This window comes from Paenibacillus shirakamiensis, from assembly GCF_017874255.1.
Classification (GTDB): Bacteria; Bacillota; Bacilli; order Paenibacillales; family Paenibacillaceae; genus Fontibacillus; species Fontibacillus shirakamiensis.
Genome location: NZ_JAGGLD010000010.1, coordinates 37,753 through 47,999 on the forward strand (window position 1 = coordinate 37,753; position 10,247 = coordinate 47,999).

Genomic DNA, 10,247 nt, shown 5'->3' on the forward strand with positions numbered 1-10,247 from the left:
CAAGTGCCAATCAAAAAGTACAAACCGACATCCCCAGCTAGACGTGCTATGTCCGTATCTACATTTGAAGAAATCACAACAAATGTACCGGAGAAATCTTTGCTTGCACCTCTTAGCAAAACTGCGGGACGTAATAACCAAGGTAAAATTACAGTTCGTCACCATGGCGGCGGACACAAACGTAAATACCGTATCATCGACTTCAAACGGACTAAAGATGGAATACCGGGCCGCGTTGCTACAATTGAGTATGACCCGAACCGTTCTTCCAACATTGCTTTGATCCATTATGCTGACGGTGAAAAACGTTATATTATTGCTCCAAAAGGATTGAAAGTTGGAGATGAAGTGGTATCTGGTGTAGGTTCTGACATCAAAATCGGTAACTCACTTCCTATGGAAAACATTCCAGTAGGTACAGTTATCCACAACATCGAATTGAAACCAGGCAAGGGTGGACAACTCGTACGTGCTGCGGGTACAGAAGCTCAATTGTTAGGTAAAGAAGAAAAATATGTTACTGTACGCTTGTCTTCAGGCGAAGTGCGTAAACTTCTTAAAGTTTGCCGTGCAACAATCGGATCTGTTGGTAACGGAGATCATGAACTTGTTAAAATCGGTAAAGCTGGCCGTAATCGTTGGAAAGGTCAACGTCCTGAAGTTCGTGGGGTTGTAATGAACCCGAACGATCACCCACACGGTGGTGGTGAAGGTCGTGCTCCAATCGGACGTAAATCTCCATTGTCACCATGGGGCAAACCAACCCTTGGTTACAAAACGCGTAAAAAAGGAAAAGCTTCAGATAAATATATCGTTCGTCGTCGCACGAAGTAATACGCCTAAGCGCATTACTTCTCCGGCTAACAAGTTACTGAATTATGAAGGTTTTATGAAGGGAGGATTCAAGCTATGGGTCGCAGTTTGAAAAAAGGGCCATTTATTGATGGCTACCTGCTTAAAAAAGTGGATGAGGTTACAGCTGGTAACAAAAAAGTCGTGATCAAAACATGGTCCCGTCGTTCCACGATTTTCCCGCAATTCATCGGACATACTTTCGGCGTTTATGATGGCCGCAAACACGTACCGGTATACGTTACTGAAGACATGGTAGGACACAAATTGGGTGAATTTGCACCAACTCGTACTTACAAAGGTCATACAGACGACGATAAGAAAACTAGACGTTAAGATTAGTTCTTCGTTTGAGAGGAGGTAAACAAACATGGAAGCAAAAGCACATGCTAGATCAATCCGTATTGCTGCACGTAAAGTTAAGCTAGTTGTTGACTTAATTCGTGGCAAGCAAGTCGGAGATGCGATCGCGATTCTTCGCCATACTCCTAAAGCCGCTTCACCAGTGGTGGAAAAGCTCTTGAACTCGGCGATTGCGAATGCTGAACATAACTATTCATTGGATGTAAATAAATTGGTTATTTCGGAAGTTTTCGTTAACCAAGGACCGACAATGAAACGTTTCCGCCCTCGTGCAATGGGACGTGCAAGTCGGATTAATAAACGCACCAGCCACATTACTTTGGTGGTATCCGAAAAATAAGGAGGGAAAACGTGTGGGCCAAAAGGTAAATCCCGTCGGATTACGAGTAGGTATTATCCGTGATTGGGAATCTAAATGGTATGCAGGCAAAGATTTTGGCGATCTTCTAATGGAAGATGTTAAAATTCGTGAGCATTTGAAAGGCAAGTTGAAAGAATCTGCAGTATCTCGTATTGAAATCGAGAGAGCAGCTAACCGTGTGAATGTTACTATCCACACTGCGAAACCAGGTATGGTTATCGGTAAAGGCGGTTCTGAAGTTGAGAACCTTCGTAACGATATCACTACAATCGCAGGCGGCAAAAAAGTTCACATCAATATTTCTGAAATTAAACACCCTGAGTTGGATGCTATTCTTGTTGCTGAAAGCATTGCACAACAATTGGAACGTCGCGTTTCTTTCCGTCGTGCTCTAAAACAAGCAATTCAAAGAACTATGCGTTCTGGTGCTAAAGGTATTAAAACAGCAGTAAGCGGTCGTCTTGGCGGCGCTGAAATCGCTCGTTCAGAAGGCTACAGTGAAGGAACTGTTCCACTTCATACTCTTCGTGCTGATATCGACTATGGTACAGCTGAAGCTCATACTACTTACGGACGTATCGGAGTAAAAGTATGGATTTATCGTGGAGAGGTACTTCCTACAGCTAAGAAACAAGCTAGTCAGGAAGGAGGCAACTAATCATGTTGGTACCAAAACGTGTAAAACACCGTAAACAACAACGCGGTAGTTTGAGAGGTCAAGCAAAAGGCGGCACTGAATTGAACTTCGGTGAATACGGTTTGCAAGCTCTTGAGCCATCATGGATCACTAACCGTCAGATCGAAGCAGCGCGTATCGCGATGACTCGTTATATCAAACGTGGTGGTAAAGTGTGGATCAAGATTTTCCCAGACAAGCCGATTACCCAAAAGCCTCTTGAAGTTCGGATGGGTAGTGGTAAAGGTAATGTTGAGAAATGGGTTGCTGTAGTTAAACCAGGTAAGATCATGTTTGAACTTGCTGGTGTATCTGAGGAGATTGCACGCGAAGCTATGCGTCTTGCCTCCCACAAACTGCCCGTTAAAACTAAGTTTGTGAAACGTGAAGAATTGGGTGGTGAAGCAAATGAAAGCTAATGAACTTCGCAACTTAACCACGGTTGAAATCGAACAAAAAATTACCGGATTTAAAGAAGAACTCTTTAATCTCCGTTTCCAATTGGCTACGGGTCAACTAGATAATCCGACTCGGATCCGTGATGTGCGTAAGGAAATAGCTCGTGCTAAAACCGTATTACATGAAAGACAACTTGGTATCACTAGCTAAGCAACACATGACGCAGCTTATAGCAGCGCCTGAATTCAGGAAGGAGGCTAACCATGAGCGAACGCAATGCCCGTAAAGTGCAAGTTGGCAAAGTTGTCAGCGACAAAATGGATAAAACTATTGTTGTAGCTGTTGAGACTTACAAAAAGCATGAGTTGTATCACAAACGCATCAAGCACACTAAGAAGTTCAAAGCGCATGATGAGAACAACACGGCTAAGATTGGCGATATCGTGAAAATCACGGAGACTCGTCCACTTTCCAAAGATAAACGCTGGAGACTTTCTGAAGTCGTAGAACAAGCGGTAATTATCTAATTGATCTCTTCAGCTCAGTTGAAAGGAGGAAATTCAAATGATTCAACCATTTACACGATTGCATGTAGCTGATAATTCTGGCGCTAAAGAATTGATGTGTATCCGCGTTTTGGGTGGTACGGGTCGCCGTACAGCACAAATCGGTGATTTGATCGTTTGTTCTGTAAAACAAGCAACACCAGGCGGCGTTGTCAAAAAGGGTGATGTTGTAAGAGCGGTTGTTGTTCGTACTAAACGTTCAGTTCGCCGTAAAGATGGTTCTTACATCGCTTTTGATGAAAATGCAGCAGTAGTTGTTAAAGACGACAAGAGCCCACGGGGTACACGTATCTTCGGACCAGTTGCTCGCGAACTTCGTGATAGAGATTTCATGAAAATCGTTTCCTTGGCTCCGGAAGTTATCTAAACACCGATCATTAAGCTGAATGAAACAGGAGGTGTAACAAATGCCTAGATTGAAAAAGATTCTTGAATCCCATAACAATAAGCTTCACGTCAAAAAAGACGATACGGTTATCGTGATTAGTGGTAAAGACAAAGGTAAAAAAGGCCGTGTCATCGCTGCTTATCCGCGTGAGAATCGTGTGCTTGTGGAAGGTGTTAACATGGTTAAGAAACATCAAAAACCTAACCAACTCAACCCACAAGGTGGAATTATTGAAAAGGAAGCTCCGGTTCATGCTTCGAACGTAATGCATATTGATCCTAAGAGCGGAAAAGTAACCCGTATCGGTTACAAAGTATTGGACAATGGCAAGAAAGTTCGTTTCGCTAAGAAATCCGGAGAAGTGATCGACTAACTCAGCATTGAAAGAAAGGAGGTCCATGATTCATGGCAGTAAGATTGAAAGAACGTTATTTGTCTGAAGTGTCCCCTGCTTTGGTTCAAAAGTTTAACTATACAACTGTAATGCAAGTGCCTAAAATCGAGAAAGTAGTTATCAACATGGGTGTTGGTGAAGCAGTAGCTAACTCGAAAGTACTTGATGCTGCAGTCAACGACTTGCAACTAATTTCTGGTCAAAAACCAGTCATTACTCGTGCGAAGAAATCCATCGCTGGATTTAAACTTCGTGAGAACATGCCTATCGGTGCGAAAGTAACATTGCGTGGAGAACGCATGTACTACTTCCTAGATAAATTGTTCAACGTAACACTTCCACGTGTTCGTGACTTCCAAGGTGTATCAAACAAAGCGTTTGATGGCCGCGGTAACTATACACTCGGGCTCAAGGAACAATTGATCTTCCCTGAAATCGAGTATGACAAAGTAGATAAAGCTCGTGGTATGGACATCGTTATCGTAACTACGGCAAAAACCGACGAAGAGTCACGCGAATTGCTAACTCAACTTGGTATGCCTTTTGTAAAGTAATACAAATCCGATTCCAGGAATCGATTCGGGAGGTGTCAGGCTAAGTGGCAAAAACTTCAATGAAAGTTAAACAACAACGTACTCCTAAGTTTAAAGTGCGTGCATATACACGCTGTGAGCGTTGTGGTCGTCCACATTCGGTGCTGCAAAAATTTAAAATCTGCAGAATTTGTTTCCGTGAATTAGCTTATAAAGGCCAGATCCCTGGCGTGAAAAAAGCAAGCTGGTAAACAATCAACAACGGGAAGGAGGTTTACACGAATGACTATGTCAGATCCAATTGCTGATATGCTTACACGTATTCGTAACGCCAATGTAGTGCGTCACGAAACTGTGGAAATGCCTGCATCTACGATTAAGAAACAAATCGCTGATATCTTGAAGCGTGAAGGTTTCATCCGTGATGCTGAATATATTGATGATAACAAACAAGGGATTATCCGTATCTTCTTGAAATACGGTTCAAACAATGAACGCGTTATTTCCGGATTGAAGAGAATCAGTAAGCCTGGTCTTCGCGTCTACACGAAGAGTAATGAAGTTCCTCGTGTTCTAGGCGGTCTAGGTATCGCGATTATCTCTACTTCCAAGGGAGTTATGACCGATAAAGAAGCGCGTCAATCCAAAGCTGGCGGAGAAGTTGTCTGCTACGTTTGGTAATATAAGCCACAAAACAAGGAGGTGCAGCAAATGTCTCGTATTGGTCGCAAACCAATAAACGTACCAAGTGGCGTTGATATCACTATTGATAACACCGTAATCACAGTAAAAGGCCCTAAAGGAACTTTGACTCGTGAACTCCACAAGGATATTAAAGTAAGTGTTGAGGACAACGTGATTAGCGTTGAACGTCCTTCTGACAATAAACTTCACCGTTCCCTTCATGGAACTACGCGTAGCGTAGTAAGTAACATGGTTAGCGGTGTAACTGACGGTTTCTCCAAAAACCTTGAACTAGTTGGGGTTGGATACCGTGCAAGCAAATCTGGGGATAAGATCGTTCTTAACGTGGGTTATTCACACCCAGTTGAAATCGCTCCTGAACCAGGCATCGAGTTCGATGTGCCCGCAAATACAAAGATCACCGTTAGAGGAATTGATAAAGAGCGTGTCGGTGCATACGCTGCTAAAATTCGTTCTGTACGTGAACCTGAACCGTATAAAGGTAAAGGGATCAAGTATGAAGGCGAACGTATCATTCGTAAAGAAGGTAAAGCTGGTAAGAAGAAGTAAGCTTCTTCCTCAGCTTCACCCGATTGCGGCTTAAGATGAATTGGCTTGTAGGGTAAACCGAAAGGAGTGAAACGAAACTCATGATTACAAAATCGGATAAAAACAAAGCACGTCTGAAAAGACATTTGCGTGTACGTAAAAAAATCCAGGGAACAGCTGAACGTCCAAGATTGAACGTTTATCGTTCTGCTAAACATATCTATGCTCAATTGATTGATGATGTAGCAGGTGTAACTCTTGCTTCTGCTTCTACAGTAGATAAAGAGCTTACTGAAAACATCAAAAACGGTGGTAGCGTTGAATCAGCTCGTCAAGTAGGAGAGTTGATTGCAAAACGTGCTCAAGCTAAAGATGTGAAGAATGTCGTATTCGATCGCGGTGGTTATTTGTACCACGGACGAATTCAAGCGCTTGCTGATGCAGCACGTGAAGCTGGACTTGAATTCTAAGATATTTCTAATAAGGAGGTTAACGACTTGCGTGTAGATCCTAACGCTTTAGAACTGACTGAAAGAGTTGTAAATATTAATCGTGTAGCTAAAGTTGTAAAGGGCGGACGTCGTTTTAGTTTCAGTGCTTTGGTTGTTGTCGGTGATGGCAATGGCTGGGTAGGCGCTGGAATTGGTAAAGCGGGCGAAGTTCCAGATGCAATTCGCAAAGGAATTGAAGATGCGAAAAAGAATCTGGTTCACGTACCGTTGGTTGGAACGACAATTCCTCACCTAGTGACCGGACACTTCGGTGCCGGACGCGTTCTCTTGAAACCGGCATCGGAAGGTACCGGAGTTATCGCAGGCGGTCCAGTTCGTGCAGTACTTGAACTTGCTGGCGTTGGCGACATTTTGACAAAATCCTTAGGTTCTTCGAATTCCATGAACATGGTCAATGCGACTTTAGAGGGCTTGTCCCGTCTGAAACGTGCTGAAGATGTTGCGAAATTGCGCGGCAAAACCGTCGAAGAACTTCTCGGTTAAGGAGGAAATCTCATGGCAAAACTTCAAATTACGCTCGTACGGAGTTTGATTGGCCGTCCGGAGAACCAACGTACTACCGTGAATACTTTAGGACTTCGTAAAATCAACCAACAAGTTGTTCACAATGATAATGCTGCGATTCGTGGTATGATCAATCAAGTGAAACACTTGGTATCTGTACAAGAAACTCAAGAGTAGTAAAAGATAGATTTATCCACAATTATGAAGGAGGTGCAACGAACGATGAAGTTACATGAGCTCTCTCCAGCTCCTGGATCCCGTAAAGAACGCAAACGCGTTGGACGCGGTACTAGTAGTGGAATGGGTAAAACATCAGGTCGTGGTCACAAAGGTCAAAACGCCCGTTCCGGCGGTGGCGTTCGTCCTGGATTTGAAGGCGGACAAAACCCATTGTATCGTCGCTTGCCAAAACGTGGTTTCGTAAACCCAACCCGTAAAGAGTATGCGATCGTGAACATCGAGGAACTGAACAAATTTGCGGCGGATACCGAAGTTACTCCTGAACTGTTGTTTGAACAAGGTATCGTTAAGAACGCGAAAAGCGGAATTAAGATTCTTGGCAACGGTGATGTTACTGTAAAAGTTTCTGTAAAAGCAAACAAGTTCTCTCAATCTGCGGTAGAGAAGATCGAGGCTGCCGGCGGTAAAACCGAGGTGATCTAATGTTTAAAACCCTCAAGAATATATGGAATGTTAAGGATTTACGCAACCGGATTTTGTTTACCCTGTTTGTTTTCTTCATCTACCGGATCGGTACATTTGTACCCGTTCCGGGAGTTAACACAGCTGTGTTTGAAGCTACAAATAACACAGGCAATGCATTGTTCGGCCTCCTGAACACTTTCTCGGGCGGCGCTCTCAAACAGTTTTCGATACTGGCGCTCGGGATCTACCCATATATCACGGCTTCCATCATCGTACAGCTCCTGTCTATGGATGTCGTTCCCAAACTTGCGGAATGGGCCAAACAGGGTGAGATGGGGAAAAAGAAATCAGCACAACTCACTCGGTATTTAACGATTGTGCTTGGTCTGATTCAAGCCTTTGCCATGTCTATCGGATTTAACCGGATATATGGCACACAAATGATTCCTAATGCTACATTTGCAGATTATGCTTTAATCGCTATCGTCTTGACAGCGGGTACTGCTTTTCTTATGTGGCTAGGTGAACAAATCACAGAAAAAGGTATAGGTAATGGTATCTCGTTAATTATCTTTGCGAGTATTGTTGCAGGTATCCCGAACCATATTCAAAGCTTGGTGAAATCAGATTTCATCGTTGAAGGCCAGACGTTCTTAAATATCACAAAATTCTTGATGATCGCTATCGTGGTGGCATTAATCATTGTTGGTGTTATTTATATTCAGCAAGCTATCCGGAAAATTCCGGTTCAGTATGCTAAGCGTGTGGTGGGCAACAAGATGTACGGTGGGCAAAATACACATATTCCGCTTAAGATCAATGCGGCTGGTGTAATCCCTGTAATCTTTGCTGTTTCCCTTTTGCAATTCCCAGGGATTGTCGCTAGCTTTTGGTCCACACATAAATGGGCACAATGGATAATCGATAATTTCTCAATTAATAAAGGTGCTCCTTTGGCTATGGTACTCTACGTGATTATGATCATCGGATTTACGTTCTTCTACACCTTTGTTCAAATGAATCCGACTCAAATGGCGGATCAAATGAAGAAGAACGGAGGCTATATTCCGGGAGTACGTCCAGGGAAGACAACGGCTACCTATCTCACACGTGTAATGTCACGTCTGACGATGACCGGTGCAATCTTCTTGGCTGCAATTTCACTTCTTCCGATTGCCTTAGGCTCCTGGGCTGGATTACCTAGCTCAGTACAAATTGGTGGTACTTCGCTTCTCATCGTAGTTGGTGTTGCGCTGGATACGATGAAGACGATTGAAAGCCAATTGATGAAACGCCATTACAAAGGGTTTATCAATAAGTAGTCGATAGGTTCCGGACGGGTCTCATTACATGAACTCGCACCGGCACCTATTGTTATGTTCTTGCACTCAAGCTAGTCTTGAAGGGAGTGACTAACGTGAATATCTTAATCATGGGGCCTCCTGGAGCAGGAAAAGGAACACAAGCAGAAGTCATTATTGGTGAGTTCGGGATTCCTCACATATCAACAGGTGATGCATTTCGCCTAGCGATCAAACAAGGAACTCCAGTTGGTGTTAAAGCCAAAGAATTCATCGATCAAGGTCTGCTGGTACCTGATGATGTTACCGTGGGAATTGTTCGTGAAAGGCTACAACAGCCTGATTGCGAAAAAGGATTCTTATTGGATGGTTTTCCAAGAACCTTATCTCAAGCTGAGGCGCTGGAACAGTTGCTGAATGAGTTGGGAACAAATCTTACGCATGTCATCAACCTGAAGGTTGATCGTGATAAACTACTCGCTCGTCTTACAGGACGCCGGATATGTAAATCATGTGGATCAACCTATCATGTGCTCTTTAACCCTCCTAAACAGGAAGGTGTATGTGATAAATGCGGCGGCGAGTTATACCAACGTTCCGATGATAATGAGGAAAGTGTAGGTATAAGACTCGACGAGTATATTAACAAAACAGCACCACTTCTTACGTTCTATGAAGAAAAAGGTTTGCTTCGTCAAATCGATGGTGAACTGGAAATTGATACGGTCTCCAAAGAAATCGTATCCTTACTGCGAGGTTAGCGACAATGATCATTTGTAAATCCGAAACGGAACTAGGCTATATGAGAGAAGCGGGGCGGATTGTTGCGGAAACGCATAGAATTCTGGCACAAGCAATCGAGCCCGGTATTACGACGGGAGAGCTTGATCAAATCGCCGACAAGTATATTCGCAGTCAGAATGCAGTTCCATCTTTTAAAGACTACAACGGTTTCCCTTATAACATCTGCGCTTCGGTAAACGAAGAGTTAGTACATGGATTTCCAGGCAAACGTAAATTAAACGAAGGTGACATCATTAGCCTTGATATCGGAGCAGAGTTCAATGGTTACCATGGTGACTCAGCATGGACTTATGGCGTAGGAACGATTTCAGAAGAGAATCAAAGACTTTTGGACGTGACGGAAGCCTCACTTTATGCAGGACTCAATCTTATCAAAGCAGATGTTCGCTTATTTACAATATCGCATGCAATTCAGCAGGTAATCGAAGATGCAGGTTACTCGGTAGTTAGAGAATACGTAGGTCACGGTATTGGTGCTAAGCTCCATGAAGAACCACAGATCCCTAACTATGGTGTAGCAGATCGCGGTCCTCGTTTGAAACCAGGTATGGTCCTAGCGATCGAACCTATGGTCAACATAGGCAAACGATATGTTAAGACGCTTTCGGATGACTGGACGGTAGTAACGGTAGATGGTTCATGGTGTGCTCACTTTGAGCATACGGTAGCAGTTACACCTGATGGTTTTGAAATTCTAACAAAGTTGGGCGATTAAG

General features: G+C 43.5%; 20 protein-coding genes. All 20 read left to right on the forward strand.

Annotated features, from left to right (window positions below):
* The first annotated feature begins 3 nt into the window (after positions 1 to 3).
* The 20 genes from rplB (at position 4) to map (ending at position 10,246) form a co-directional block, all read left to right on the forward strand.
* Positions 4 to 834 (forward strand): 50S ribosomal protein L2, encoded by an 831-nt coding sequence (gene rplB, locus J2Z69_RS18250; RefSeq protein WP_209866047.1) that lies wholly within the window; start codon positions 4 to 6, stop codon positions 832 to 834.
* Positions 835 to 909: 75 nt separating this feature from the next.
* Positions 910 to 1,188 (forward strand): 30S ribosomal protein S19, encoded by a 279-nt coding sequence (gene rpsS, locus J2Z69_RS18255; RefSeq protein ID WP_209866049.1) that lies wholly within the window; start codon positions 910 to 912, stop codon positions 1,186 to 1,188.
* A gap of 34 nt (positions 1,189 to 1,222) precedes the next feature.
* Entirely contained in the window at positions 1,223 to 1,555 is a 333-nt protein-coding gene (gene rplV, locus J2Z69_RS18260) for a 50S ribosomal protein L22 (RefSeq protein WP_209866051.1), read from the forward strand.
* Between the two features lie 13 nt (positions 1,556 to 1,568).
* Positions 1,569 to 2,234, forward strand: coding sequence for a 30S ribosomal protein S3 (gene rpsC / locus J2Z69_RS18265; protein WP_209866053.1), 666 nt, complete (start codon positions 1,569 to 1,571; stop codon positions 2,232 to 2,234).
* Positions 2,235 to 2,236: 2 nt separating this feature from the next.
* Positions 2,237 to 2,671 (forward strand): 50S ribosomal protein L16, encoded by a 435-nt coding sequence (gene rplP, locus J2Z69_RS18270; protein ID WP_209866055.1) that lies wholly within the window; start codon positions 2,237 to 2,239, stop codon positions 2,669 to 2,671.
* Positions 2,661 to 2,861, forward strand: a complete 201-nt coding sequence (gene rpmC / locus J2Z69_RS18275; protein WP_209866058.1) for a 50S ribosomal protein L29 — start codon at positions 2,661 to 2,663, stop codon at positions 2,859 to 2,861. The genes rplP and rpmC overlap by 11 nt, the downstream gene beginning before the upstream one ends.
* Positions 2,862 to 2,914: 53 nt before the next feature.
* Complete coding sequence (gene rpsQ / locus J2Z69_RS18280; protein ID WP_209866061.1) at positions 2,915 to 3,178, forward strand: 30S ribosomal protein S17; 264 nt, start codon at positions 2,915 to 2,917, stop codon at positions 3,176 to 3,178.
* Positions 3,179 to 3,215: 37 nt separating this feature from the next.
* Positions 3,216 to 3,584 carry a 50S ribosomal protein L14 gene (gene rplN, locus J2Z69_RS18285; protein ID WP_127200937.1) on the forward strand — a complete coding sequence of 123 codons (369 nt, stop codon included), beginning with the start codon at positions 3,216 to 3,218 and terminating at the stop codon, positions 3,582 to 3,584.
* A 40-nt stretch (positions 3,585 to 3,624) separates the two neighbouring features.
* Positions 3,625 to 3,978, forward strand: a complete 354-nt coding sequence (rplX, locus tag J2Z69_RS18290) for a 50S ribosomal protein L24 (RefSeq protein ID WP_209866064.1) — start codon at positions 3,625 to 3,627, stop codon at positions 3,976 to 3,978.
* 32 nt (positions 3,979 to 4,010) lie between these two features.
* Positions 4,011 to 4,553 carry a 50S ribosomal protein L5 gene (rplE, locus tag J2Z69_RS18295; protein WP_209866067.1) on the forward strand — a complete coding sequence of 181 codons (543 nt, stop codon included), beginning with the start codon at positions 4,011 to 4,013 and terminating at the stop codon, positions 4,551 to 4,553.
* Positions 4,554 to 4,597: 44 nt separating this feature from the next.
* Positions 4,598 to 4,783 carry a type Z 30S ribosomal protein S14 gene (locus J2Z69_RS18300; protein WP_013312154.1) on the forward strand — a complete coding sequence of 62 codons (186 nt, stop codon included), beginning with the start codon at positions 4,598 to 4,600 and terminating at the stop codon, positions 4,781 to 4,783.
* Between the two features lie 31 nt (positions 4,784 to 4,814).
* Complete coding sequence (rpsH, locus tag J2Z69_RS18305; RefSeq protein WP_209866069.1) at positions 4,815 to 5,213, forward strand: 30S ribosomal protein S8; 399 nt, start codon at positions 4,815 to 4,817, stop codon at positions 5,211 to 5,213.
* Positions 5,214 to 5,243: 30 nt separating this feature from the next.
* A complete protein-coding gene (gene rplF / locus J2Z69_RS18310; RefSeq protein ID WP_209866072.1) occupies positions 5,244 to 5,786 on the forward strand; it encodes a 50S ribosomal protein L6 in 543 nt (180 codons plus the stop codon).
* A gap of 80 nt (positions 5,787 to 5,866) precedes the next feature.
* Entirely contained in the window at positions 5,867 to 6,235 is a 369-nt protein-coding gene (gene rplR, locus J2Z69_RS18315) for a 50S ribosomal protein L18 (protein WP_209866075.1), read from the forward strand.
* 27 nt (positions 6,236 to 6,262) lie between these two features.
* Positions 6,263 to 6,760 carry a 30S ribosomal protein S5 gene (gene rpsE / locus J2Z69_RS18320; RefSeq protein WP_127200942.1) on the forward strand — a complete coding sequence of 166 codons (498 nt, stop codon included), beginning with the start codon at positions 6,263 to 6,265 and terminating at the stop codon, positions 6,758 to 6,760.
* A gap of 12 nt (positions 6,761 to 6,772) precedes the next feature.
* On the forward strand, positions 6,773 to 6,958 hold the full coding sequence (rpmD, locus tag J2Z69_RS18325) for a 50S ribosomal protein L30 (RefSeq protein ID WP_209866078.1): 186 nt from the start codon (positions 6,773 to 6,775) through the stop codon (positions 6,956 to 6,958).
* Between the two features lie 45 nt (positions 6,959 to 7,003).
* On the forward strand, positions 7,004 to 7,444 hold the full coding sequence (rplO, locus tag J2Z69_RS18330) for a 50S ribosomal protein L15 (RefSeq protein ID WP_209866081.1): 441 nt from the start codon (positions 7,004 to 7,006) through the stop codon (positions 7,442 to 7,444).
* Positions 7,444 to 8,748, forward strand: coding sequence for a preprotein translocase subunit SecY (gene secY, locus J2Z69_RS18335; protein WP_209866084.1), 1,305 nt, complete (start codon positions 7,444 to 7,446; stop codon positions 8,746 to 8,748). Before rplO ends, secY begins: the two co-directional genes overlap by 1 nt.
* A 95-nt stretch (positions 8,749 to 8,843) precedes the next feature.
* Positions 8,844 to 9,488, forward strand: a complete 645-nt coding sequence (locus J2Z69_RS18340; RefSeq protein ID WP_209866086.1) for an adenylate kinase — start codon at positions 8,844 to 8,846, stop codon at positions 9,486 to 9,488.
* Between the two features lie 5 nt (positions 9,489 to 9,493).
* A complete protein-coding gene (gene map / locus J2Z69_RS18345; protein ID WP_209866088.1) occupies positions 9,494 to 10,246 on the forward strand; it encodes a type I methionyl aminopeptidase in 753 nt (250 codons plus the stop codon).
* The last annotated feature ends 1 nt before the right edge of the window (position 10,247 follow it).

Excerpts from the sequence above, each read along its gene's own strand:
- map (WP_209866088.1), top strand. The coding sequence starts at position 9,494 with ATGATCATTTGTAAATCCGAAACGGAACTAGGCTATATGAGAGAAGCG.
- rpsS (WP_209866049.1), top strand. The coding sequence starts at position 910 with ATGGGTCGCAGTTTGAAAAAAGGGCCATTTATTGATGGCTACCTGCTT.
- rpsQ (WP_209866061.1), top strand. The coding sequence starts at position 2,915 with ATGAGCGAACGCAATGCCCGTAAAGTGCAAGTTGGCAAAGTTGTCAGC.
- rplP (WP_209866055.1), top strand. The coding sequence starts at position 2,237 with ATGTTGGTACCAAAACGTGTAAAACACCGTAAACAACAACGCGGTAGT.
- rplR (WP_209866075.1), top strand. The coding sequence starts at position 5,867 with ATGATTACAAAATCGGATAAAAACAAAGCACGTCTGAAAAGACATTTG.
- rpsH (WP_209866069.1), top strand. The coding sequence starts at position 4,815 with ATGACTATGTCAGATCCAATTGCTGATATGCTTACACGTATTCGTAAC.
- rplN (WP_127200937.1), top strand. The coding sequence starts at position 3,216 with ATGATTCAACCATTTACACGATTGCATGTAGCTGATAATTCTGGCGCT.
- rplO (WP_209866081.1), top strand. The coding sequence starts at position 7,004 with ATGAAGTTACATGAGCTCTCTCCAGCTCCTGGATCCCGTAAAGAACGC.
- rplF (WP_209866072.1), top strand. The coding sequence starts at position 5,244 with ATGTCTCGTATTGGTCGCAAACCAATAAACGTACCAAGTGGCGTTGAT.
- rplE (WP_209866067.1), top strand. The coding sequence starts at position 4,011 with ATGGCAGTAAGATTGAAAGAACGTTATTTGTCTGAAGTGTCCCCTGCT.
- rplV (WP_209866051.1), top strand. The coding sequence starts at position 1,223 with ATGGAAGCAAAAGCACATGCTAGATCAATCCGTATTGCTGCACGTAAA.
- rpmD (WP_209866078.1), top strand. The coding sequence starts at position 6,773 with ATGGCAAAACTTCAAATTACGCTCGTACGGAGTTTGATTGGCCGTCCG.
- rplX (WP_209866064.1), top strand. The coding sequence starts at position 3,625 with ATGCCTAGATTGAAAAAGATTCTTGAATCCCATAACAATAAGCTTCAC.
- rpmC (WP_209866058.1), top strand. The coding sequence starts at position 2,661 with ATGAAAGCTAATGAACTTCGCAACTTAACCACGGTTGAAATCGAACAA.
- secY (WP_209866084.1), top strand. The coding sequence starts at position 7,444 with ATGTTTAAAACCCTCAAGAATATATGGAATGTTAAGGATTTACGCAAC.